Consider the following 23,629-nt stretch of genomic DNA (forward strand, 5'->3'; position numbering starts at 1 on the left):
CGGACATTCCACCACGGCGCGCGAACGTCACTGCAATGGGTCAAGAAAATACCTTTTCGAGGGTTGACCCGTCGCGCGCCACCAGGGTAAGAAGGACCGGCAAAGGATTCGCATCAAACCTTTGGGGTAGCTGATGGCACGCAGGCGAGGCATGCTCACCCTCGACGAACTCCGGGAGCTCGTCGAGGCGGGCACGATCGACACCGTGCTCGTCGCGATCACGGACATGCAGGGCAGGCTCCAGGGCAAGCGCTGCGCGGCCGAATACTTCCTCGACGAGGTCGTCGGGCACGCCACCGAGGCCTGCAACTACCTGCTCGCCGTGGACGTCGACATGAACACCGTCGACGGCTACGCGCTCTCGTCGTGGGACAGCGGCTACGGCGACTTCGTGCTGCGGCCCGACTTCGAAACCCTGCGGCTGGTGCCGTGGCAGGAGGGCACCGCGCTGGTGCTGGCCGACGTCGAGCGCGTGCAGGGCGGGCCGGTGTCGGTCTCGCCGCGCCAGATCCTGCGCCGCCAGCTCGAGCGGCTCGCCGAGCGCGGGCTCGGCGCCTTCGTCGGGACCGAACTCGAGTTCATCGTCTTCGACGACACCTACGAGGCCGCCTGGGACAAGCGCTACCACGGTCTCAAGCCGGCCAACCAGTACAACGTCGACTACTCGATGCTCGGCACCGCGCGCCTCGAGCCGCTGCTGCGCCGCATCCGCAACGACATGGCCGGCGCCGGGCTCTACCCCGAGTCCGCCAAGGGCGAGTGCAACCCCGGCCAGCAGGAGATCGCCTTCCGTTTCACCGACGCGCTCGCCACCTGCGACAACCACAGCGTCTACAAGAACGGCGCCAAGGAGATCGCCGCGCAGGAGGGCAAGAGCCTCACCTTCATGGCGAAGTACAACGAGCGCGAAGGCAACTCCTGCCACATCCACATCAGCCTGCGCGCCACCGAAGGCGGCGCGGTGCTGGCCGGGGACCGCGAGCACGGCTTCTCGAAGCTGATGGAGCACTTCCTGGCCGGCCAGCTGGCCGCGCTGCACGAGCTGACCTACTTCCTGGCGCCGAACATCAACTCCTACAAGCGGTTCGTGCCCGGCAGCTTCGCGCCGACGGCCATCGCCTGGGGCACCGACAACCGCACCTGCGCGCTGCGCGTCGTCGGACACGGCGAGTCGCTGCGCGTCGAGAACCGCGTGCCGGGCGGGGACGTCAACCCGTACCTCGCCGTCGCCGCGCTGGTCGCGGCCGGTCTGCACGGCATCGAGAACGAGCTGGAGCTGGAAGAACCCTTCACCGGCAACGCCTACAACTCCGGCCGCGACACGGTGCCGACCACCCTGCCCGAAGCCGCCGCCGCGCTCGCGGGCAGCGAGCTGGCCCGCGCGGCCTTCGGCGAGGACGTCGTCGAGCACTACCTGAACGCGGCGAAGATCGAGGTGGACGCGTACAACGCCGCCGTCACCGACTGGGAGCGGGTTCGTGGCTTCGAGCGCCTCTAAACCCGTCATCGGGCTGACCACCTACCTCGAGCCCGCGAAGTTCCTCGTGTGGGAGACGGAAGTCGCGCTGCTGCACCGCGTCTACGTCGAGTGCGTCGTCGCCGCGGGCGGCATCCCGGTGCTGCTGCCCCCGATGAGTGACGCGTACGATCGGCTGATGTCCACAGTGGACGGCCTGGTGCTGACCGGCGGCGCCGACGTCGAGCCGCAGCGCTACGGCCAGGAGCGGCACCCCACGACCTACGTCCGCCCGCAGCGCGACGCGTTCGAGTTCGGCCTGTTCGAAGCCGCCCGAAAGGCGGGGAAGCCGGTGCTCGGCGTGTGCCGTGGCCTGCAGGTGATCAGCGTCGCCCTCGGCGGCACCCTGGTCCAGCACCTGCCCGAGGCGCGGGAATCCACCGAGCACCAGCCCGCGCCGGCGACGTTCGGCCAGGGCGTCGTCACGCTGGCCGACGGCAGCCGCGCCGCGAAGATCCTGGGGCCGGAGACCAAGACCCTGTGCTACCACCACCAGGCGATCGACCGGCTCGGCGACGGCCTCGACCCGGTCGGCTGGTCCGCCGACGGCACCATCGAAGCCGCCGAGGCGCCGGGTGAGGACTTCTTGCTCGGCGTCCAATGGCACCCCGAGCAGCACACCGACGACGTCCGGCTGTTCCAGGCCCTGGTCGAGGCAAGCAAGGAGAGGGCATGACCAGCTTCGAGGTGATCAACCCCGCCACCGAACAGGTGGTGCGGTCGGTCGCGCTGACCAGCGCCGACGAGACCGACGCGGCGATCGCCGGTGCCCAGGCGGCGTTCCCGGCCTGGCGCGACGTCGCCCCCGGCGACCGCGCGCGGCTGCTGCGCCGCTTCGCCGACGCCGTCGAGGCCGACATCGAGCACCTCGCGCGGCTGGAGGTCGAGAACTCCGGGCACACCATCGGCAACGCGCGCTGGGAGGCGGGCAACGTCCGCGACGTGCTCAACTACTACTCCGCCGCGCCGGAACGCCTGATCGGGCAGCAGATCCCGGTGCCGGGCGGGGTCAACGTCACCTTCCACGAGCCGCTCGGCGTGGTCGGCGTGATCGTGCCGTGGAACTTCCCGATGCCGATCGCCGGCTGGGGGTTCGCGCCCGCGCTCGCCGCCGGCAACACCGTCGTGCTCAAGCCCGCCGAACTGACCCCGCTCACCGCGATCCGGCTCGGCGAGCTGGCGCGCGAGGCCGGCATCCCGGAAGACGTCTTCCAGGTGCTGCCCGGCAAGGGATCCGTTGTCGGACAACGGTTCGTCGACCACCCTGCGGTACGCAAGGTCGTCTTCACCGGCTCCACCGAAGTCGGCAAGCAGATCATGGCCGGCTGCGCGGCGCGGGTGAAGCGCGTGACGCTGGAGCTGGGCGGCAAGAACGCGAACGTCGTCTTCGCCGACGCCGACCTGGAGAAAGCCGCGGCGACCGCGCCCTACGGCGTCTTCGACAACGCCGGCCAGGACTGCTGCGCCCGGTCCCTGATCCTGGTGCAGGCGAGCGTCTACGACCGGTTCATGGAGCTGCTGGAACCCGCCGTCCGCGGCGTCGTCGTCGGCGATCCCGCCGAGGAGAAGACCGAGATGGGGCCGCTGATCTCCGCGGCGCACCGGGAGAAGGTCGCCTCGTACGTGCCGGACGACGCGCCCGTCGCGTTCCGCGGTACCGCGCCCGCAGGGCCCGGCTTCTGGTTCCCGCCGACCGTCCTGACCCCGCCGGACCTGCGGTACCCGGCCGCGGCCGACGAGGTCTTCGGCCCGGTCGTGGCCGTCGTGCCGTTCACCGACGAAGCGGACGCGGTGCGGCAGGCCAACACCACCGAGTACGGCCTGTCCGGGTCGATCTGGACCCGCGACACCGGCCGCGCGTTCCGCGTGGCGCGCGCCGTCGAGGCCGGCAACCTGTCGGTCAACTCGCACTCGTCGGTGCGCTACTGGACGCCCTTCGGCGGCTTCAAGCAATCCGGCCTCGGCCGCGAGCTGGGCCCCGACGCCCCGACGGCGTTCACCGAGACCAAGAACGTTTTCATCAGCACGGAGGAGTAATGGTCCAGCGTTTCGAAGGCCGCGTCGCGGTGATCACGGGCGGGGCGAGCGGCATCGGCCTCGCCTCGGCCCGCCGTCTGGCGAGCGAAGGCGCGAAGGTCGTCATCGCCGACCTGACGCCGGAATCCGGCAAAGCCGCCGCCGACGAGGTCGACGGCGTGTTCGTGCAGGCCGACGTCACCGACGCCGAGCAGGTGGCCGCCCTCTACCGGACCACGGCCGAGCAGTTCGGCTCGATCGACGTCGCGTTCAACAACGCCGGCATCTCGCCGCCCGAGGACGACTCGATCCTGACCACCGGGATCGAGGCCTGGGAGCGGGTCCAGCGCGTCAACCTGACGTCGGTCTACCTGTGCTGCAAGGAAGTCCTGCCCTACATGCAGCGCCAGGGCAAGGGCTCGATCGTCAACACCGCGTCGTTCGTGGCGGTGATGGGCGCGGCGACGTCGCAGATCTCCTACACCGCGTCGAAGGGCGGCGTGCTCGCGATGAGCCGCGAGCTCGGCGTGCAGTTCGCGCGGGAGAACATCCGCGTCAACGCGCTGTGCCCGGGGCCGGTGAACACGCCGCTGCTCAAGGAGCTGTTCGCGAAAGACCCGGAACGCGCGGCGCGGCGCCTGGTCCACGTCCCGGTCGGCCGGTTCGCCGAGCCCGACGAGATCGCGGCGGCCGTCGCGTTCCTGGCCAGCGACGACGCCAGCTTCATCACAGCGTCCCAGTTCCTGGTGGACGGCGGCATCTCCGGCGCGTACGTCACCCCGATCTAACGGCGCGTCGGTTTCTTGACGCCGTAGACTTCCCGCAGGTACTTCCACGCGGCGTTGAGCTTCTTGCGCTCCTCGGAGATCTCCCGTTCGCGCCGCCGCAGGATCCGGGTGGCGACCTCGGCGGCGAGGAAGGCGCCGGCGGCGAAGGTGAGCACGCCGACGATCAGGGTCAGTGTGACGATCGTGGTGGTCATGCTCACCAGCGTCGACGTGGTGCAGGCGGTTTGTCCCCGCGCAAAGCTAGCGGGTTTCGTTAGCTTTGTGAGGTGACGCACTGGCGCGCCGACGAGTGGGCGGAAGCGGTCCGGGCCGGGATCCGGGCCCGGGGGCTCTCCTTCGACGAGGCCGCGCGGCGGATCGGCGTCCCGACGTCCACCCTGCGCAGCTGGGTCGAGCACCGGCACGCGCCGAAGGTGACCGTCTTCGACCACTGGGCGCAGCTCGCCGAGGTCACCGGGCTCGGCGAGGCCGAGCTGCTGCGCGTCGCGGGCGTCCTGCCCGAGTCGCTGGCCACGCCGGTGCACGTCGCGCAGGCCGCGAAGTCGCTGCGGGAAGGCATCGAGCGGGCCGGGGACTTCCTGCGGCAGGCCACCGCGCTCGTCTACTCCTCGCCTGGCACGCAGGTGGCGAACGCGATCGCCGCGTCGCCGATCGACTGGGAGATGCGGATCCGCTCGGCGACCCGCGGCGACGAGATCCGCGTCACCTACCACCACTACGTCGGGATCGTGCCGCCCCGGGACTTCCCGCACTCCGCCGCCGAGGCGCGGCGGATCATCGAGCACGAGATCCTCGGCGGGCTCTGGCAGCCGCTCGGGCTGTACTGGCGGGTCGCCGAGCCGCACGACTGGGACGACCCGCCACGGCTGGTGATCCAGGTGCCCGAGCAGGAGGCGTCCCGGCCGCCTTCGCCGTCGCCGCCGTTCGTGACGGCGCCACCGGTCGTGGTGCTGTCGCCGATCTGGGGCTACGGCGAGCTGCTCGCGTCGCTGGTCGCGGACGGCCTCGGGTTCGGCAACGTCGACTTCCGCTACTTCGGCCTCCCGGACGCGATGGCCGACCGGCTGCGGATCACCGCGCGCGAGCTGGCCGAGCCGGCGCCGCGGCTGGTGCACGCGGTGCCGCCGATCATGCTGCTGCACGGCCTCGAGGTGCCGGACCTGACCGGACGGCTCCCGGTCGTGGTCCGCTACGGCCCGCGGATGCGCGCCCGCGCCGCCCGGATCTACCGCGAGCCGCTGCTCGAGGCGGGGTTCGCCGACCCGGCGGAAGGTGCCCGGGCGATCGAGACGGCCGTCGACGCGGTGGTCGCCCGGCTGCCGGGCGAGTACTTCGAGGTGGTCCTCGACGACACGGACGTCTTCGACGGCGACCGGCCGTCCCTGGACCGGCTGAACGACTCGGTGGCGTGGCTCGCGGAGCAGGTGGTGGAGCACGTCCTGCTGGGCGCGGGCCTGCCGCCGGTCCCGCTGGGCGGCCCGTTGAAGCGGCTGGTGCTGCCGTCGGGCCGGGTCCGCCGCCCGCCGGCGCTGGCCAGCGCGGTCACGAAGCGGGCCGCCGGTCGAGGCGGGCTCGAGAACCGGTGTGGTGTTGGCCGGGTGAAGTAGACGGGGGTCGAACCCGGCAGGTACGGTAGCCGCCATAACTGCAGATCGGGCCGTCGAGCCGAGGCGGGAGAGCCCTCACGAAGTCAGTGGGGCACCGAAGGAGCAAACTCCCCGGAATCTCTCAGGTACCTGCTACCGCTTCGTGCGAGGCCACTCTGGAAAGCAGGCGCACCCGCGCCTCACCCAAGGTGAAAGCCGTGTCTGACACGGTGAAACTCTCAGGTGCCATGACAGAGGGGGAGTTCCCAGCGCACCGTTGTGCCCGGTGCCCGGCCCGAGGAGCTCCCGATCACCTCTACGCAGTTCGACGCCCGCCACATCGGCCCCTCCGAGGCCGAACGCGCCAAGATGCTCGCCGAGTGCGGCTACGGATCCCTCGACGCGCTGCTCGAAGCGGCCGTGCCGAGTGCGATCCGCGTCACTCGCGACCTGGTTCTGCCGCCCGCCGCGTCCGAAGAGGACGCCACCGCGGAGCTGCGCGCGCTCGCCGCGCGTAACCGGCCGATGACGCAGATGATCGGGCTCGGCTACTCCGACACCGTCACCCCCGGCGTGATCCGGCGCAACGTCCTCGAGAACCCCGCCTGGTACACGGCCTACACGCCGTACCAGCCGGAAATCTCCCAGGGCCGCCTCGAAGCGCTGCTCAACTTCCAGACGATGGTCGCCGACCTGACCGGCCTGGCCACCGCGAACGCGTCCCTGCTGGACGAGTCGACCGCCGTCGCCGAGGCCGTCACGCTGATGCGCCGCGCGTCCAAGTCGAAGTCCAACAAGGTCGTCCTCGACGCCGAGTGCCTGCCGCAGACCATCGCCGTCGTGCGGACCCGCGTCGAGGCGCTGGGCATCGAGGTCGAGGTCCGCGACCTGCTGACCGGGCTGCCCGAGGACTTCTTCGGGGTCGTCGTCCAGTACCCCGGCGCGTCCGGTGTGCTGCGCGGCCGCGGTTTCTACCACGCGATCTCCGAGTCGGCGAAGGCCGCGGGCGCGCTGTTCACCGTCGCCGCCGACCTCCTCTCGCTGACGCTCATCACCTCGCCCGGCGAGTTCGGCGCCGACGTCGCCGCCGGGTCGACGCAGCGCTTCGGCGTCCCGCTCGGCTACGGCGGCCCGCACGCCGGGTTCATGGCGGTCCGCGCCGGCCTCGAGCGCTCGCTGCCCGGGCGCCTGGTCGGCGTCTCGGTCGACGCCGACGGCAACCCGGCCTACCGCCTCGCGCTGCAGACCCGTGAGCAGCACATCCGCCGCGAGAAGGCGACGTCCAACATCTGCACCGCGCAGGTCCTGCCGGCCGTGCTCGCCGCGATGTACGCGGTCTACCACGGCCCGGACGGCCTCAAGCGGATCGCCCAGCGCGTCCACGGCCTGGCCGCGGGCTTCGCCGACGCGCTGCGCAAGACCGGCGTCGAGGTCGTGCACGAGTCCTTCTTCGACACCGTCGTCGCGCACGTCCCGGGTCAGGCCGCCGACGTCCACGCCGCCGCCCGCGCGGCCGGCGTCAACCTCGGCCACGTCGACGCCGACCACGTCCGCGTCGCCTTCGACGAGGTCAGCACCCCCGCGATCACCGCGAGGGTCCTCAAGGCCTTCGGCGTCGAAGAGGACGCGCGGGACGGCGTCGCGCTGCCGAACGGCCTGGCCCGCGAGAGCGGCTTCATGGGTCACGAGGTCTTCGGCAGCCACCGCTCCGAGACGGCGATGCTGCGCTACCTGCGCCGGCTGTCCGACCAGGACTACGCGCTCGACCGCGGCATGATCCCGCTCGGCTCCTGCACGATGAAGCTCAACGCCACCACCGAGATGGAGCCGATCAGCTGGCGCGAGTTCGCCGGCATCCACCCGTTCGCGCCGGCCGAGGACGCCGAGGGCTACCACGTCCTCGTCGCGCAGCTGGCCGAGTGGCTGGCCGAGGTCACCGGCTACGACCAGGTGTCGCTGCAGCCGAACGCGGGCAGCCAGGGCGAGCTGGCCGGGCTCCTCGCGATCCGCGCCTACCACCGCTCCAACGGCGACGACGCCCGCGACGTCTGCCTGATCCCGTCGTCGGCGCACGGCACCAACGCCGCGTCCGCGGTGCTCGCCGGGATGCGCGTGGTCGTCGTCAAGTGCACCGACGAGGGCAACGTCGACCTGGCCGACCTGCGGTCCAAAGTGGACGCACACCGGGACACGCTCGCCGCGATCATGGTCACCTACCCGTCCACGCACGGCGTGTACGAGCACTCGATCGACGAGCTGGCCAAGATCGTGCACGACGGCGGCGGCCAGGTGTACGTCGACGGCGCGAACCTCAACGCCCTGCTGGGCCTGGCCAAGCCGGGCGAGTTCGGCGGCGACGTCTCCCACCTGAACCTGCACAAGACCTTCTGCATCCCGCACGGCGGTGGCGGCCCCGGCGTCGGCCCGGTCGCGGTGCGCGCGCACCTCGCGCCGTTCCTGCCGAACCACCCGCTGCTGGACCAGGCCGGCCCGGCGACCGGCGTCGGCCCGATCAGCGGCGCGCCGTACGGCTCGGCGTCGATCCTGCCGATCTCCTGGGCCTACGTCCGGATGATGGGCGCGCCCGGCCTGACCGCCGCGACGAAGGTCGCCGTGCTGGCCGCGAACTACGTCGCTTCGCGGCTGGCGCCGCACTACCCGGTGCTCTACACGGGCCAGGACGGCCTGGTCGCGCACGAGTGCATCCTCGACCTGCGCCAGATCACCAAGGAGACCGGTGTGACGGTCGACGACGTCGCGAAGCGGCTCATCGACTACGGCTTCCACGCGCCGACCATGTCGTTCCCGGTCGCCGGCACGCTGATGGTCGAGCCGACCGAGTCCGAGGACCTGGGCGAGATCGACCGGTTCATCGCCGCGATGATCGCCATCCGCGGCGAGATCGACGAGGTCGCCAAGGGCACCTGGACCGCGGAGTCCTCGCCCCTGCGTGGTGCCCCGCACACCGCCGAGACGCTGGTCGGCGAGTGGGACAAGGCCTACGACCGCGAGCTGGCCGTGTTCCCGGCGGGCGTGTCGCGCAAGAACAAGTACTGGCCGCCGGTCCGCCGCATCGACGGCGCCCGCGGTGACCGCAACCTGGTCTGCTCCTGCCCGCCCCTCAACGCTTACGAAGGCTGAGCTCCCCCTTGAACTCCACAGCGTCGAAAGAGACCAGCCTGCACGAAGTCCACAAAGGACTGGGTGCGCTGTTCACCGACTTCGCCGGCTGGTCCATGCCGGTCCGCTACGCCAGCGAGCTGGCCGAGCACAAGGCCGTCCGCGAGGCGGCCGGGCTGTTCGACCTCTCGCACATGGCCGAAATCCACGTCACCGGCCCGCAGGCCGCCGACGTCCTGGACTTCGCGCTGGTCGGCAACCTCACCGGGGTCAAGCCGGGCCGGGCGCGCTACACGATGATCTGCGACGCCGACGGCGGCGTGCTGGACGACCTGGTCGTCTACCGCCTGGCCGACGAGCACTACCTGGTCGTCGCCAACGCCGGCAACGCGAAGGTCGTCGCGGACGCGCTGGCCGAGCGGGTCGCGGGCTTCGACGCCGTCGTCGACGACCGGTCCGAGACGACCGCGCTGATCGCCGTCCAGGGCCCGAAGGCCGTGGAGATCCTCGGCGCCGTCACCGACGCCGACCTGGGCGCGCTGAAGTACTACGCCAGCGTGCCGGCGGTCGTGAAGGGTCACGAGGTCCTGCTCGCCCGCACCGGCTACACCGGCGAAGACGGCTTCGAGCTGTTCGTCCCGGCCGACGAGGCCCCGGCCGTCTGGCGCATCCTGTCCGAGGCGGGCGAGGCCCACGGGCTGGTCCCGGCCGGGCTGGCCTGCCGCGACACCCTGCGGCTCGAAGCCGGGATGCCGTTGTACGGCAACGAGCTCACCCTCGGCCAGAGCCCGTTCGAAGCCGGGCTCGGCCGGGTCGTCAAGTTCGAGAAGCCGGGTGACTTCGTCGGCCGCGCCGCCCTCGAAGAGCGGTCCAAGGCGGACGTCCCGCGTGTACGGGTCGGGCTCAAGGGCCAGGGCCGTCGAGCTCCGCGGCACGGCTACAAGCTGCTGGCCGACGGGGTCGAGATCGGCGAGGTCACCAGTGGGGCGCTGTCGCCCACGCTGGGTCACCCGATCGCCATGGCGTACGTCGATCGGGCGTACACCGAGCCCGGCACCGAACTTTCCGTCGACATCCGGGGCAGGATCGAGCCCGTCGAGGTCGTCGCCCTGCCCTTCTACTCCCGCGCGTAAAGGACTCTTGCACCGTGAGCATCCCCGAGAACCTGAAGTACACCAAGGAACACGAGTGGCTGAACGTCGACGGTGACGTCGCCACCGTGGGCATCACCGCGTTCGCCGCCGAGTCGCTCGGCGACATCGTGTTCGTCCAGCTGCCCGACGTCGGCGCCACCATCACCTCGGGCGAGGTGTTCGGCGAGGTCGAGTCGACCAAGTCCGTCAGCGAGCTGTACGCGCCGGTCTCCGGCGAGGTCGTCGAGGTCAACGGCACCACGTCGGACACCCCCGAGGTGATCAACTCGGACCCGTACGCCGAAGGCTGGCTGCTCAAGGTGCGTCTCTCCGGTGACGTGCCCGAGCTGCTCGACGCCGCCGCCTACGCCGCACTCACCCAGGAGAGCTGATGACGACCTTCGACGCCCACCTCGCCGACGTCGACCCCGAGGTCGCGGCGGCCGTCGCCGACGAGCTCACCCGCCAGCAGTCGACCCTGGAGATGATCGCCTCCGAGAACTTCGCCCCGGTGGGCGTGCTCGAGGCGCAGGGTTCGGTGCTGACCAACAAGTACGCCGAGGGCTACCCCGGCCGCCGCTACTACGGTGGCTGCGAGCACGTCGACGTCGTCGAACAGCTCGCCATCGACCGCGCGAAGGCGCTGTTCGGCGCCGAGCACGCCAACGTGCAGCCGCACTCGGGCGCGCAGGCCAACGCCGCCGCGATGTTCGCCGTGCTCAAGCCCGGCGACACCATCCTCGGCCTCGACCTGGCGCACGGCGGCCACCTGACGCACGGGATGAAGATCAACTTCTCGGGCAAGCTCTACAACGTCGTCGCCTACCACGTCGACAAAGAGACCGGCATCGTCGACCTGGCCGAGATCGAGCGCCTGGCCGTCGAGCACAAGCCGAAGCTGATCATCGCCGGCTGGTCGGCGTACCCGCGTCAGCTCGACTTCGCCGAGTTCCGCCGCATCGCGGACCTGGTGGAAGCCAAGCTGATGGTCGACATGGCGCACTTCGCCGGGCTGGTCGCGACCGGTCTGCACCCGTCGCCGGTGCCGCACGCCGACATCGTCACCACGACCACGCACAAGACCCTCGGCGGCCCCCGTGGCGGGCTGATCCTGTGCCGCCAGGAGCTGGCGAAGAAGATCAACTCGGCGGTGTTCCCCGGCCAGCAGGGCGGGCCCCTCGAACACGTCATCGCGGCCAAGGCCGTCGCACTGAAGATCGCCGCGAGCGAGGAGTTCAAGGAGCGCCAGCAGCGCACCCTGGACGGCTCGCGCATCCTGGCGTCGCGGCTGTCGCAGGAGGACTGTGCTTCGGCCGGCGTGCGCGTGCTGACCGGCGGCACCGACGTCCACCTGGTGCTCGTCGACCTCGTCCAGTCCACTCTGGACGGTCAGCAGGCCGAGGATCGGCTGCACGAGGTCGGCATCACGGTCAACCGCAACGCCGTCCCGTTCGACCCGCGCCCGCCGATGATCACCTCCGGCCTGCGGATCGGCACCCCGGCGCTGGCCACCCGCGGCTTCCAGGCCGAGGACTTCACCGAGGTCGCCGACGTCATCGCCGAGGCCCTCAAGCCCGACTTCGACGACGCCCTCCGCGCGAAGCTGCGCGACCGCGTCGAGACCCTGGCCAAGAAGCACCCGCTGTACGCGGACCTGTCCCGGTGAGCGCTCCGCCCGAGGGCCGGAAGCTGCTGCGCCTGGAAGTCCGCAACAGCGAGACGCCGATCGAGAAGAAGCCGCCGTGGATCAAGACGCGGGTGCGGATGGGGCCGGAGTTCACCGAGCTGAAGGGCTTGGTGCGCCGCGAAGGTCTGCACACCGTCTGCGAAGAAGCGGGCTGTCCCAACATCTACGAGTGCTGGGAAGACCGGGAGGCCACGTTCCTCATCGGTGGTGACCAGTGCACGCGCCGGTGTGATTTCTGTCAGATCGACACGGGCAAGCCCGCTGAGCTGGACCGGACGGAGCCGCGGAAGGTCGCGGAGTCCGTCCAGGCCATGGGGCTGCGGTACTCGACGGTCACCGGCGTGGCTCGTGACGACCTCGCCGATGGTGGGGCGTGGCTGTACGCCGAGACGGTGCGTCAGATCCACTCGCTCAATCCGGGCACCGGCGTCGAGCTGCTGATCCCGGACTTCAACGCGGACCCCGCGCAGCTGGCTGAGGTGTTCGGCTCGCGGTCGGAGGTGCTGGCGCACAACGTCGAGACGGTGCCGCGGATCTTCAAGCGGATCCGTCCCGGCTTCCGCTACGCGCGGTCGCTCGAGGTCATCACCAAGGCGCGTGAGTTCGGCCTGGTCACGAAGTCCAACCTGATCCTCGGCATGGGGGAGACCCCGGACGAGGTCGCCCCGGCGATGCAGGACCTGGTCGACGCCGGGTGCGAGATCCTCACCATCACGCAGTACCTGCGGCCGTCGCCGCGGCACCACCCGGTGGACCGCTGGGTCAAGCCGGAGGAGTTCGTGGAGCACTCGAACGCCGCCGAGGCGATGGGCTTCGCGGGCGTCATGGCCGGCCCGCTGGTGCGGTCGTCGTACCGCGCGGGACGGCTCTACGCCCAGACCAAGGGCTACCGTGGCGAAGAGCTGCCGGAAAACCTGCAGCACCTCGCCGACCAGGGACCGGCCGCGCAAGAGGCCAGCTCCCTGCTGGCGAGATAGGAGAGGCGGATCAATGGCGATCAGCGTCTTCGACCTGTTTTCCATCGGCATCGGGCCGTCGAGCTCCCACACCGTCGGCCCGATGCGTGCGGCACTGACCTTTGTGGACGGTCTCGGCGACGATCTCGGCAAGACCGCGCGCGTGCAGGCCGAGCTGTTCGGCTCGCTCGGCGCGACCGGCTTCGGCCACGGCAGTGACAAAGCCGTCCTGCTCGGGCTTTCGGGTGAGCGTCCCGAGGCCATCGACACCGACACCGTGCCGGTGCGCGTCGCGGAGATCCGCGAGTCCGGCCGGCTGAAGGTGGGCGGCACGCACGAGATCGCGTTCGACGAGGACACCGATCTCACCATGCATCGCCGCAAATCCCTGCCGGCGCACCCGAACGGCATGATCTTCCGTGCCTTCGACGCGTCCGGTGAAGTGCTGCGCGAGCGGACGTACTACTCGGTGGGCGGCGGGTTCGTCCGCGACGAGTCGTACGAGACCGACGCGGTGTTCGTCGAGGACGCGACACCGGTGCCGTACCCGTTCCGCACCGGCGCGGACCTGCTCGGGCACTGCGCGTCGACCGGCCTGCCGATCAGCGAGATCATGATGGCGAACGAGCTGTCGTGGCGTTCGCGCGAAGAGGTCCGGGACGGCCTGCTGCGAATCTGGGCGGTCATGGCCGAGTGCGTCCGCAACGGCTGCGTCCACGAAGGCGTGCTGCCGGGCGGGCTGAAGGTGCCGCGCCGGGCTCGCGCGCTGCACGAAAAGCTGCTGGCCGAGGACGGCCTGGACGACCCGCTGTACGCGATGGACTGGGTCAGCTTGTACGCGCTGGCGGTCAACGAGGAGAACGCCGCGGGCGGGCGCGTCGTCACCGCGCCGACCAACGGCGCCGCCGGCATCATCCCCGCGGTCCTGCACTACTACCAGCGGTTCATCCGGCACTCGTCGGACGACGGCATCGTCACGTTCATGCTCACCGCGGCGGCGATCGGCTCGATCCTCAAGCAGACCGGCTCGATCTCCGGCGCCGAGGTCGGCTGCCAGGGCGAGGTCGGCTCGGCGTCCGCGATGGCGGCGGCCGGGCTGACCGAGGTCCTCGGTGGCTCCCCGGCGCAGGTCGAGAACGCGGCGGAGATCGGCGTCGAGCACCACCTGGGCCTGACGTGCGACCCGGTCGGCGGCCTGGTGCAGATCCCGTGCATCGAGCGCAACGCGGTCGGCGCGTCGAAGGCCATCCACGCGGCCCGGATGGCGATGCGCGGCGACGGCAGTCACGTGGTGACGCTGGACAAGGCGATCAAGACGATGCGCGAGACGGGCGCGGACATGAGCGTGAAGTACAAGGAAACCGCCCGCGGCGGCCTGGCGGTGAACGTCATCGAGTGCTGATCAGCGTCGGCGTTTGCGCACCACGAAGCGCTCGATCCCGTGGTGGGTGATCTTCCAGACGTCGGGAGTCCGATCAGCCGACAGCGTGATGATGTCCGCGAGGTTCGTTTCGACGAGGTGCAGGAGTTGGTCGCGGGTCGCTTCGCCAGGCAGGTAGAACATGTGGACCTTCGCGGCGCGGTACGCGGCCAACTCGTCCGGGCGTTCCATGATCTTGGCATCTCGGTTCACCACGACCCAGCCGGTTCCGGCAATCCGTGCCAGCCATTCGGTGTCCGCTGCGCCGAGCGATTCGGCCCGGGTGCCGAACACCTCCGGCGGAGTGTGGCAGACATAACCGAGCGAGATCAGAAACCGTCGCACGGTCCGCGTGACGGCGTTCTCGTCGAGGTAGAACTCAGGCGGCGCGGCCCAGGAGGACGCGAGCGGCGGCCCGGACGGCTTCGATGGCGATTCCGTGTTCTTCGGCGACGACGGCAGGATCTTCACCCGCCTTCAGCATGGCCGCGACGTTGGAGACTCTGGCACCTGAGTCTGTGAAAACAGGCTGGCCTGATGAGCGATAAGGATCAATGACGACATTCGACGGCTCGAAGGTCTTGAGGGTCAGGTGACTGGGGTAATCGTCCGACGCGAAGCCCACGTACGTCAGGTAGTCCTGGACGATCTCTCGGATCACGGTCTGACCTGAGCCTCCCTCGATCAGTCCGGCCCCTGCTTCGGTCTTGGAGAAATCCCAAAGTACGGAAATCCCGTCGGTGACCAGCTCGTGGGATGCCAGGACGTACTCTCGCCCGAACTGCTTCTGTAATTGTTCGAGGGCAGGCCGGATCTTGTGCGGCCGCACACCGGCCTGTCGGAGACCCTGGAGAACCCATGCCTCGGCTAGAGCGATAAAGGGGACGCTGGCTCGCCGGATGCTTTCCGGTTCGGATACGTGAAGGAGCGGACCGCCTTTGGGATAACCACGCGCCCAACGGTGGAAGGTCTGCTGAGGGATCCCGAGGTGCCTGGCGGCATCGGCCATGCTCATGACCGGCCGAGCAAACCTCACGTCATCGTCCACGCGTCCTCCTCTCAAGTTGCAACCATACTGCTCGATTGCTCAGTGTGATCAAGAGACACGCGCGGCGACGGCAGTCACGTGGTGACCCTGGACAAGGCGATCAAGACGATGCGCGAGACGGGCGCGGACATGAGCGTGAAGTACAAGGAAACCGCCCGCGGCGGCCTGGCGGTGAACGTCATCGAGTGCTGAGGACGTCACTTTCATAGGGAAAGATGCGACCTAGCAGTGCTAGGGGCGATCTTTCCTAGGGAAAGATGCGTCTCAGTGGTGCTGGTCGGCCTCCGGCTCGGTGGCCAGCCGCAGGCCGACCTCCACGAGGGTCCAGCCGAACTGCTGGCGCCGGGTTCCGGTGTGGCGCCGCGGTGTCGCCCGGCCCTGCGGACGGTTGCGCATGCCGTGGCGCAACTCGTTCTCGCGCTCGTGAACCAGATCCTCGGCCATCAGAAAGTGCACCGGCTCGCCCCCTGCGTCGCTCATCGGTGTCGTGCGACCCATCGTCGCCGACTGTGCCCGTTCGGTTCCACAGGTTTTTCACACCGCGAACACAGTGTGATCGCCGCGCGAGCCTCGGTCCACTTCGAAGGTGCGAGGCGTACCGTGACGGACACCCAGCGTGCCCGGGTCGCGCGAGGCGGGTGAACCACCCGGCCACCGCGGCCCGCGGCCTAAACTCGCGGGATGGAGTCGACCTCGGTGGTGAATGCCGGCGAAGCGCTGTTCCGGCCGGTCCGCGCGGGCAACGCTTTCGAGGAGACCGTCGAGCGGCTGCTGCAGGCGATCCGGCTGGGCGTGGTCGGCGCGGGGGAGCGGCTCCCGTCGGAGCGCGAGCTCGCCGAACGGCTCGGGGTCAGCCGCGTCACGCTGCGCGAGGCCATCCGCGCACTCTCCGACGCCGGTTACGTCGAGTCACGACGAGGTCGCTACGGCGGCACGTTCGTGAACGAGACTCTCCCCGGCCCGCCGGAACACGCACCCGACGTGGTCGCCGTCGACTCCGTGGTGCTGGAGGACGCGCTGAGCCTGCGCTACGTCCTGGAGACGGGCGCGGCGGAGATGGCCGCGGCCCGCTCGCTGAGCCCGGCCGACCGTCAGCACCTCACGGGCACCCTGGCCGAGGCGGCCGGCGCCGAGCTCGACGACTACCGCCGCAAGGACTCCCGCCTGCACCTGGCGATCGCCGAGGTCACGGCGTCCGGCTCGCTGACCACGGCGATGGCCGACGCGCGCACCCGGGTGAACCAGCTGCTCGACCGGATCCCGCTGCTGCAGCCGAACCTGGAGCACTCGAACGCCCAGCACGAGGCGATCGTGGACGCGATCCTGGCCGGCGACGCGGTCGCGGCCCGCCACGCGATGGCGGAGCACATCGAGGGAACGGCCTCGCTGCTGCGCGCCTTCCTGTCCTGACGAGCGCGGCTTCTCATGCGCCCCAATGTGGCGTTGGTTGCGTCAGACGCACCGAACGCCACATTGGGGCGCATGGGGGCCGAGGCGTCTTGACAGGATTCGAACAACTCCGTTAATTCTCCACAGAACCTTTTCACTCGACCGGACGTCATCCATTCGTGACCTCGACGACGACGGAACCCGACGGTGCCGATGACGCCGAAGCGAAGCCCGACACCCCGCGACGCCGGCGCCGCCGGCGGATCCGGCGGATCGGTTACTGGAGCTTCGGGCTCCTCGTCGGCGTGCCGTTGATCGCGTTCTGGATCGCCTACCTCGTGCTCGACGTCCGCAGCCCGCAGGAGGTGCTCGCCGGGCTCGACAAGACCGTCGTGCTCAACTACTCCGACGGATCGCCGCTGCTCAAGGTGATTCCGGCCGACGGCGACCGGATGTTCGTGCCCTACGCGCAGGTCCCGTCGAAGCTGCGCGACGCGATCATCGCCACCGAGGACCCGACCTTCTGGGACAACCAGGGTTTCGACCCGACCGGCATCGGCCGCGCGTTCCTGACCGGCGTCGGCGGCGGGTCCGGGATCACCCAGCAGTACATCAAGAAGTCCACCGGCGACGACGACGCCACGGTCGGGCGCAAGTTCGCCGAGCTCGTGCTGGCCACGAAGATCACCCAGCAGCAGAGCAAGGAACAGATCTTCGAGAGCTACGTCAACATCATCTCCTTCGGCCGCGGCACGTTCGGGCCCGCCGCGGCGATGAACGCCTACTTCGGCAAGAAGCTCGACGACTCCATGACCTGGAGCGAAGCCGCGTTCCTGGCCGGGATGATCCAGTCGCCGTCGGTGCACGACCCGGCGGCATCCGGCGACGCGCACGCCGCGCGGCGCTGGCAGTACGTGCACGACAAGCTCGTCGAGCGCGGTTACGTGAAGAGCGACGAAAGCATGGCCTATCCCGGCACGGAGATCCAGCCACCGTCGGAAACCCGCGCCGGCCGCGTCACCTACGACGGATTCCACGTCAAGCAGCAGGTGCTGGCCGAGCTCGAACAGGACGGCTTCCCGCTCGGCCGGCTCCAGCAGGGCACCATGACGGTCGAGACGACGCTGGACCGGACCGCGCAGGACGCCGCGACGAAAGCGTTGCAGGACAAGCTGAAGGGCGAGCCGAAGGAGTTCCGCGGCGCCGTCGTCGCCGTCGACCCGAAGACCGGCGCCGTGCGCGCCTACCAGGGTGGTGACCAGGGCGTCCGCGACTACGCGAGCACCCCGCACGCGGCCGGCTCGGCGTTCTACCCGTTCACGCTCGCCGCGGCTCTGCGCCGCGGGTACGGCCTGGACCAGCCGCTCCCGGCGCCGGAGAAACAGGAGTTCCTCGGCGAAAACTTCCAGTACCCGGTCGTCTGCGGCCCGAAGTGCACGCCGGGCATCGCGATGCAGTCCCAGGCCGACGGCCCGTTCATCGCCATGGCCAGGAAACTCGGCCCGGACGCGCTGAGCGAGGCCGCGCGGCAGGCGGGCATCCCGGAGGCCGTCGACGGCGTGCCGACCATGCGGGAGAAGGACGGCTTCCTGATCGGCGCGGGCATCGCGATCGGCCGGTACCCGTTGCGGCCGCTGGACATGGCGGGCGCGTACGCGACTTTCGCCGCCGACGGGCAGCGCGCGACCCCGCACTTCGTGGCGAAGGTGCGCGACGAGAGCGGCGCGGTCGTCTGGGAGCACACCGGCACCGCGCGGCCCGCGTTCGACGACGACGGCGACGCGAGCCGCCGCTTCGCCCAGGACGTCACCGCGACGCTGGGCACGTCACTGCCGGACGGCCGCCCGGCGGCACTGCGGCTCGGCGCGGCCGAGCACGGCAACTCGCCGGACAACCAGGACGCCTGGGCCGTCGGCTACACGCCGCAGCTGGCGACCGCGGTCTGGATCGGCTCCGACGACGACCGGCTGCTCAAGGACGCGACCGGCGCCAAGCTCACCGGCGACGTCGTCCCGGCCGACATCTGGCGCGCGTTCATGGCCGCGGCACACGAAGGGCAGCCGATCCGGCCGCTCGGCGACGCGAAGCGGGGTGTGGCGCTCGCGCCGCCGCCGGAGATCCGCCCCCGGCGGTGACGGCTCAGCGGACCAGGGCCAGCAGGAACCCGTCGTAGCTCTTGCCACCGACGGTCTGGACGGCGGTCGCGTCCAGCCGGGGTTCGGCGGCGATCAGCTCGGCCATCCGCCGCACGCCCTGGACGTTCGGGTCGGTGCTCCCGGCGTCGACCACCGCGCCGCCGCGCACGACGTTGTCGACGACGATCGTCGTGCCGGGCCGGGACAGCGCCAGGGCCTCGCGGACGTAGTTGTCGAGGTTCGCCTTGTCGGCGTCGATGAACACGAAGTCGAACGGCCCGGTGAGCGTCGGCAGGGTGTCGAGCGCGGCGCCGACCCGGATGTCCACGACCTCTTCGCCGAAGCCCGCGCGCGCCAGGTTCGCCCGCGCGACGTCGGCGTGCTTGGGCTCGTACTCGCAGGTCACCAGCTTGCCGCCGGCCGGGAGCGCGCGGGCCAGCCAGATCGTGCTGTACCCGCCGAGCGTGCCGATCTCCAGGATCGACCGCGCGCCGGCGAGGCGGGCCAGCAGGTTCAGCAGCTTGCCCTGGTTCGGGGCGACGGCGATCGACGGCAGGCCGGCGGCCGCGGAGTCGGCCAGCGCGGCGTCGAGCACCGGATCGGGGCTCAGCACGGCGGCGGCGAAGTAGTCGTCGACCGCGGCCCAGGTGTTGTCGGTCATGGGACCCAACCTAGCGGGATCCACGCCGGTGGGATCATGGCCGGGACGGCCGGGGAGGAGGGTGGACATGGACGACTACCGCGTCGTCGCGGACACCCTCGCCGCCGACGTCGAAGCCGGCCGCCTGCGCCCCGGCGACCGGCTCCCGCCGCAGCGCCGCTTCGCGCGGGAGCGCGGCATCGCGAACTCCACGGCCGCCCGCGTCTACGGCGAGCTGGTCCGGCGCGGCCTGGCCGTCGGCGAGGTCGGCCGCGGTACGTTCATCCGGGCCGCGAAGCCGCCGCCGGAACCCGCGCTCGCCGAGCCCGGCGACGCCCGCGTCGACCTCGAGCTCAACTTCGCCGTGCTGCCGGGTCAGTCCGCGAGCCTGGCCCGCGCGCTGGAACCGTTGCTGCGCCAGGACGTCCTGACCGCGGCCCTGCACCCGATCGGCGCCGCGGGCACCCCGGTCGCGCGCGACGCGGCGGCCGCGCTGCTCACCCGCGGCGACTGGCGCCCGGACCCGGAGACGCTGCTGTTCACCGGCAACGGCCGCCAGGCCATCGCGGCGGCGATCGCCGCGTTCGTGCCGGTGGGGGAGCGGCTCGCGGTCGAGTCGCTGACGTATCCGGTGGTGAAGGGCGTCGCCGCGCGGCTCGGCGTGGAGCTGGTGCCGATCGAGACGGACGACGACGGCCTGGTGCCTTCGGCGCTGCTGGCGGCCGGCCCGGTGCGGGCGCTGTACGTCCAGCCGACGCTGCACAACCCGCTCGGCACGACGATGCCCGCGGCCCGGCGCGCGGCCCTCGCCGAGGTCGTGACGCGGCTGGACCTGCCGGTGATCGAGGACGGCATCTACACGTTCCTGCGCGCCGACGTCCGCCCGTTCGCGGCGTTCGCGCCGGAGCGCACGGTGTTCGTGGACAGCCTGTCCAAGCGCGTCGCCCCGGGGCTGACGGCGGGGTTCCTGGTGCCGCCGCCGGCGTGGACGGCCCGGCTGGCGTCGGCGGTCCGCTCGGGCGGCTGGGCGGCACCGCGGTTCGCGGTCGAGGCGGCGACGCAGTGGATCACGACGGGCACCTTGGCGGCGGTGGAGACGGCGAAGCGTGGTGACGCCGCTTCGCGGGCCGCGGTGCTGGCGGAGCGGCTGGCCGGGTTCGAGGTCCACGGCGACCCGGCGTCGTACCACCGCTGGTGGGTGCTGCCGGAGCAGTGGCGCGCGGAGACGTTCGTCGCGGCGGCGGCGCGTCGCGGGATCGCGTTGTCCCCGGCGTCGGCGTTCGCGGTGCTGCCCGGTCACGCGCCGAACGCGGTGCGGATCGCGGTGTCGGCGCCGCCCCTCGAAACGCTCGACGCGGCCCTGAAAGTCCTCGCCGAGCTGGCGTCCGGCACGCCCGACGACTTGCTCGTGGACTAGATCACGCAACCATCTCGGCCTGGCGTACGTACTCATAGGAGTGAGGAAGAAATCGCGCGGCCGCCGCGGGCCGAGGCTGGGGGCCGCCGCTGTCGCGGCTGTCGTGGGAGCCGGGCTGGCCTGCGCTTACACCACTTTCGGCGCGTCGCTCATCGCGAGCGCCGATGCTCCACGTCACGCCGCGGTCACCGAAAGCAGTACGACCGGGAGCAGCCCGACGACGCCGGTGCTCAGTCGTCCGGTACCGGATCCCATCCTGCCGTTCAACGCGAAGCTGACTTCCACGGACATTCCGGTCCCCGGCGGCGGGGTCCGCAGCGGTGCCTGCAGCGGCTCGCTCATCGACGCGCGGTGGGTCGTGACCGCCGGGCACTGCTTCCACGACGTCAACGACGTCCGGGTCGGGGGCAAGCCGCGCTATGACATGACCGTGACGCTCGGGAAGCTCAAGGACAGCGACACCGGCGGCGAGTCGGCGCAGGTCGTCGACGTCCGGCAGTCCGCGGTCAACGACCTCGCCGTGGTGAAGCTCAGCGCGCCCATCACCGGCATCACCCCGCTGAAGCTGGCGACCGAGCCGCCGGCGAAGGGGCAGCCGTTGCGGTTCATCGGCTGGGGCTCGGTGTCGGCCACCGTCGTCGCGCCGTCGGACCACCTCAAGCGCGGTCAGTTCACCGTCGCGAAGATCCGGCAGACCACCCTGGAAGCCGCGCCGGTCGTGACGCGGACCGTCGAGAACAGCCCGTGCAAGGACGACTCGGGCGGCCCGTTCTTCACCTCCGACGACGACCGCACCGGCACCCTCGTGGCCATCGTCAACGACGGCCCGGCGTGCCCCCAGCCCGGGCTCGAGGTCATCGCGCGGGTCGACGTCGTCGCCGGCTGGATCCAGGAGCAGATCGCCGGCGGGTGACTCAGCGCGCGTACTTCCCGACGAAGCTGCCGCAGGTCACCGCTTGCCCGGTGAGCCTCGCCTGGATCGCCTTCTCCAGCCCCAGGTAGTCGAACACCGGGGTGTCGAGCGGGATCTGCGCGGGCACCGGGCCGCCGGTCGCGAGCTGCCGGATCGAGTCCGTCTGGAACAGCACCAGGTAGCCGCCCTCGCGGTTGAGGTCGTCGGCCTCCGCCAGCATGCGCTGCGGCGCGTCGCCGACGATCTCCAGCGGCAGCGGCCACTCCAGCGGGAACGGGTTGCGCAGGCCGAACGCCGGGTAGGCGAACGAGCTGTCCGGCAGGATCGCCGTGCGGCCCGCCGGGAACTCCGCCAGGCAGTCGCGGATCTGCCGGACGTAGGTGAACGTCGAGGGGTTGGTGCGGATCCCGCTCATCGCCGGGGTCACCGCGCCGAGGTCCTCGGTCAGCTTGTCGTGGCTCAGGTCGAGGTAGGCCGCCTGGTCGTGGCGCGCGACGACGACCCAGCCGCACACCGCCACCGCCGTCAGGCCCGCCGTCGCCGTCACCCAGCGCCGCGCCAGCCGCGGCCGCGGCGGGACCACGGCGCTCAGCAGCAGCAACGCCGTCAGCGCGAGCGTCCCGGTGAGCAGCGTCGGTGTGTCGTTGCCCCAGGACAGGCTGGTCATGAACCCGGTCGCGAGCACCAGCAGCCCGGCCCACGGCACCTTCCGCGTCACAGCCGCGTTGACCAGCACGCTCACCGCGACGATCCACCACAGCACGTCCGCCCAGCGCGACGAGCCGGTGAACCGGCCGTCGACCACGGTCAGGACCACGGCCGTCGCGCCGGCCAGCACCAGCACCCAGGACGCCACCCGGCCGGCCGCGCCGAGCCGGTCGCCCGGCAGCCGGACCGCGAGCAGCACCACGGCGATCGCGACGAAGAAGCTCAGCTCCCGCACCGGCGCCCGGGTCAGCACCTCCGGGTCCTCCAGCCACAGCCCGAGCAGCCGCTGGCCGTACGCGGGCACGCCGCCGGTGAGCTGCTCGACCATCTCCGCGAACCCGCCGCCCAGGCTCACCCAGGCGACGTACGCCAGCCCGGGCGCGCCGAGGGACAGCAGGTCGAGGACCAGCCGGCGCCACCAGCGCGCCGTCCGCAGCGCGCCGGCCCGCGTCGCCGGGTGCAGCAGCAGCCAGCAGACGCCGATCACCGCGGCCAGCGCGAAGCTCTGCTTGACGAACACCGCGCAGCCGAGCAGGGCCAGGCCGCCGCGCCGGGCGAAGGAGTGGTCGCCGCGCAGGCCCGCGTCCAGGGCCCAGGCGCCGCACGCGGTGAGCGCGATGCCGTCGACCGTGTGCCAGGCCATCAGCGGGAACGCGTTGAGGTTGATGAGCGACGCCGCCGCGACCATCGCCGTCATGCCCGGCCCCCAGTCCAGCACCCGGCGGCGGGTGACCAGCGCGGCGAACCCGATGGTCGCCACGATGATCTCGATCATGGACAGGAAGCTCGAGCCGAAGAACAGCGGCATCGGCAGCGCGAAGTCGGCGACGTGCAGCACCGCCGAACCGAGCGGGCGTGCGGAGATGATCTCGGCGTGCGGCACTTCGCCGTGCAGCACCCGCCACGCCTGGGCGAGGATGAAGCCCTGGTCGGACGGGTGGAAGCCGAAGCGGCCGACACGCAGTTCGGTGGCCAGCGCGAGCAGCACGACCCAGGCGGCGTGCACGCTCCAGCGCAGCAGCGGCCGGGAGCGCGCCGCGGGAGCGGGCTCCGGGGAGGCAGTGGCGCGCACCGGACTCGCCACGTCCACGCCGCCCGCCTTCCGCTCCCGATCACACCCGGGAAGCGATGGTAGCGGCCGGGCCGTCCGCGGATAC

At 71.0% G+C, this 23,629-nt stretch carries 21 protein-coding genes, 1 pseudogene and 1 riboswitch; of the genes and pseudogenes, 16 read left to right on the forward strand and 6 right to left on the reverse strand.

All coding sequences use genetic code 11. The features are described 5' to 3' along the window. Positions 1 to 133: 133 nt before the first annotated feature. From ACLJQZ_RS34410 to ACLJQZ_RS34425, 4 genes are read left to right on the forward strand one after another with little or no spacing between them, the layout of a single operon-like run. Positions 134 to 1,498 (forward strand): glutamine synthetase family protein, encoded by a 1,365-nt coding sequence (locus ACLJQZ_RS34410; RefSeq protein ID WP_410624107.1) that lies wholly within the window; start codon positions 134 to 136, stop codon positions 1,496 to 1,498. Beyond that, the gene (locus ACLJQZ_RS34415; RefSeq protein ID WP_410624109.1) at positions 1,479 to 2,192 is read left to right on the forward strand and encodes a gamma-glutamyl-gamma-aminobutyrate hydrolase family protein; all 714 of its coding nucleotides are present in this window, start codon (positions 1,479 to 1,481) and stop codon (positions 2,190 to 2,192) included. Before ACLJQZ_RS34410 ends, ACLJQZ_RS34415 begins: the two co-directional genes overlap by 20 nt. Continuing rightward, positions 2,189 to 3,553, forward strand: a complete 1,365-nt coding sequence (locus ACLJQZ_RS34420; RefSeq protein ID WP_410624111.1) for an aldehyde dehydrogenase family protein — start codon at positions 2,189 to 2,191, stop codon at positions 3,551 to 3,553. Before ACLJQZ_RS34415 ends, ACLJQZ_RS34420 begins: the two co-directional genes overlap by 4 nt. Continuing rightward, positions 3,553 to 4,320 carry a 3-oxoacyl-ACP reductase gene (locus ACLJQZ_RS34425; RefSeq protein WP_410624113.1) on the forward strand — a complete coding sequence of 256 codons (768 nt, stop codon included), beginning with the start codon at positions 3,553 to 3,555 and terminating at the stop codon, positions 4,318 to 4,320. The genes ACLJQZ_RS34420 and ACLJQZ_RS34425 overlap by 1 nt, the downstream gene beginning before the upstream one ends. Here the strand turns inward: ACLJQZ_RS34425 and ACLJQZ_RS34430 are convergent. Then, positions 4,317 to 4,514 (reverse strand): hypothetical protein, encoded by a 198-nt coding sequence (locus tag ACLJQZ_RS34430; RefSeq protein ID WP_410624115.1) that lies wholly within the window; start codon positions 4,512 to 4,514, stop codon positions 4,317 to 4,319. The genes ACLJQZ_RS34425 and ACLJQZ_RS34430 overlap by 4 nt on opposite strands. Positions 4,515 to 4,586: 72 nt before the next feature. Between ACLJQZ_RS34430 and ACLJQZ_RS34435 the strand changes: the two genes are divergently transcribed. The 7 genes from ACLJQZ_RS34435 to ACLJQZ_RS34465 all read left to right on the forward strand — a co-directional run bounded on the left by ACLJQZ_RS34435 (position 4,587) and on the right by ACLJQZ_RS34465 (position 14,204). Continuing rightward, positions 4,587 to 5,927 carry a helix-turn-helix domain-containing protein gene (locus tag ACLJQZ_RS34435; RefSeq protein ID WP_410624116.1) on the forward strand — a complete coding sequence of 447 codons (1,341 nt, stop codon included), beginning with the start codon at positions 4,587 to 4,589 and terminating at the stop codon, positions 5,925 to 5,927. Between the two features lie 145 nt (positions 5,928 to 6,072). Then, positions 6,073 to 6,171, forward strand: a riboswitch (glycine riboswitch). Between the two features lie 44 nt (positions 6,172 to 6,215). Continuing rightward, positions 6,216 to 9,047 (forward strand): aminomethyl-transferring glycine dehydrogenase, encoded by a 2,832-nt coding sequence (gene gcvP / locus ACLJQZ_RS34440; RefSeq protein WP_410624309.1) that lies wholly within the window; start codon positions 6,216 to 6,218, stop codon positions 9,045 to 9,047. 8 nt (positions 9,048 to 9,055) lie between these two features. After that, a complete protein-coding gene (gcvT, locus tag ACLJQZ_RS34445; protein WP_410624118.1) occupies positions 9,056 to 10,159 on the forward strand; it encodes a glycine cleavage system aminomethyltransferase GcvT in 1,104 nt (367 codons plus the stop codon). 14 nt (positions 10,160 to 10,173) lie between these two features. After that, positions 10,174 to 10,551 carry a glycine cleavage system protein GcvH gene (gene gcvH, locus ACLJQZ_RS34450; RefSeq protein WP_410624120.1) on the forward strand — a complete coding sequence of 126 codons (378 nt, stop codon included), beginning with the start codon at positions 10,174 to 10,176 and terminating at the stop codon, positions 10,549 to 10,551. Beyond that, a complete protein-coding gene (gene glyA / locus ACLJQZ_RS34455; protein ID WP_328646559.1) occupies positions 10,551 to 11,825 on the forward strand; it encodes a serine hydroxymethyltransferase in 1,275 nt (424 codons plus the stop codon). The genes gcvH and glyA overlap by 1 nt, the downstream gene beginning before the upstream one ends. Continuing rightward, entirely contained in the window at positions 11,822 to 12,823 is a 1,002-nt protein-coding gene (gene lipA / locus ACLJQZ_RS34460; protein ID WP_410624122.1) for a lipoyl synthase, read from the forward strand. Before glyA ends, lipA begins: the two co-directional genes overlap by 4 nt. Positions 12,824 to 12,836: 13 nt before the next feature. Beyond that, positions 12,837 to 14,204, forward strand: a complete 1,368-nt coding sequence (locus ACLJQZ_RS34465) for an L-serine ammonia-lyase (protein ID WP_410624124.1) — start codon at positions 12,837 to 12,839, stop codon at positions 14,202 to 14,204. Here the strand turns inward: ACLJQZ_RS34465 and ACLJQZ_RS34470 are convergent, their stop codons facing one another. Further along, a complete protein-coding gene (locus ACLJQZ_RS34470) occupies positions 14,205 to 14,693 on the reverse strand; it encodes a hypothetical protein (protein ID WP_410624126.1) in 489 nt (162 codons plus the stop codon). Beyond that, positions 14,602 to 15,270 (reverse strand): DUF433 domain-containing protein, encoded by a 669-nt coding sequence (locus ACLJQZ_RS34475; protein ID WP_410624128.1) that lies wholly within the window; start codon positions 15,268 to 15,270, stop codon positions 14,602 to 14,604. The genes ACLJQZ_RS34470 and ACLJQZ_RS34475 overlap by 92 nt, the downstream gene beginning before the upstream one ends. 60 nt (positions 15,271 to 15,330) lie before the next feature. On the opposite strand from ACLJQZ_RS34475, the pseudogene ACLJQZ_RS34480 reads away from it, so the two are divergent. Next, positions 15,331 to 15,462, forward strand: a pseudogene (locus ACLJQZ_RS34480) (L-serine ammonia-lyase, iron-sulfur-dependent, subunit alpha); the annotation flags it as partial. Positions 15,463 to 15,534: 72 nt separating this feature from the next. Here ACLJQZ_RS34480 and ACLJQZ_RS34485 read toward each other — a convergent pair. Beyond that, entirely contained in the window at positions 15,535 to 15,750 is a 216-nt protein-coding gene (locus ACLJQZ_RS34485; RefSeq protein WP_410624130.1) for a hypothetical protein, read from the reverse strand. A 201-nt stretch (positions 15,751 to 15,951) separates the two neighbouring features. Between ACLJQZ_RS34485 and ACLJQZ_RS34490 the strand changes: the two genes are divergently transcribed. Both ACLJQZ_RS34490 and ACLJQZ_RS34495 read left to right on the forward strand, forming a co-directional pair. Beyond that, positions 15,952 to 16,680, forward strand: coding sequence for a FadR/GntR family transcriptional regulator (locus ACLJQZ_RS34490; RefSeq protein ID WP_410624132.1), 729 nt, complete (start codon positions 15,952 to 15,954; stop codon positions 16,678 to 16,680). Between the two features lie 158 nt (positions 16,681 to 16,838). Then, a complete protein-coding gene (locus tag ACLJQZ_RS34495; protein WP_410624133.1) occupies positions 16,839 to 18,794 on the forward strand; it encodes a transglycosylase domain-containing protein in 1,956 nt (651 codons plus the stop codon). A 4-nt stretch (positions 18,795 to 18,798) separates the two neighbouring features. Here the strand turns inward: ACLJQZ_RS34495 and ACLJQZ_RS34500 are convergent, their stop codons facing one another. Beyond that, positions 18,799 to 19,455 (reverse strand): O-methyltransferase, encoded by a 657-nt coding sequence (locus ACLJQZ_RS34500; protein ID WP_410624136.1) that lies wholly within the window; start codon positions 19,453 to 19,455, stop codon positions 18,799 to 18,801. Between the two features lie 67 nt (positions 19,456 to 19,522). On the opposite strand from ACLJQZ_RS34500, the gene ACLJQZ_RS34505 reads away from it, so the two are divergent. Further along, positions 19,523 to 20,851, forward strand: coding sequence for a PLP-dependent aminotransferase family protein (locus tag ACLJQZ_RS34505; RefSeq protein ID WP_410624138.1), 1,329 nt, complete (start codon positions 19,523 to 19,525; stop codon positions 20,849 to 20,851). A 40-nt stretch (positions 20,852 to 20,891) separates the two neighbouring features. Further along, positions 20,892 to 21,764: a S1 family peptidase gene (locus ACLJQZ_RS34510; RefSeq protein WP_410624140.1), complete on the forward strand. Its 873-nt coding sequence runs from the start codon at positions 20,892 to 20,894 to the stop codon at positions 21,762 to 21,764. A 1-nt stretch (position 21,765) separates the two neighbouring features. On the opposite strand, the gene ACLJQZ_RS34515 is transcribed toward ACLJQZ_RS34510, so the two are convergent. Further along, positions 21,766 to 23,562 (reverse strand): hypothetical protein, encoded by a 1,797-nt coding sequence (locus tag ACLJQZ_RS34515; protein WP_410624141.1) that lies wholly within the window; start codon positions 23,560 to 23,562, stop codon positions 21,766 to 21,768. Positions 23,563 to 23,629 lie beyond the last annotated feature (67 nt).

Source organism: Amycolatopsis sp. cmx-8-4 (genome assembly GCF_046548675.1).
Classification (GTDB): domain Bacteria; phylum Actinomycetota; class Actinomycetes; order Mycobacteriales; family Pseudonocardiaceae; genus Amycolatopsis.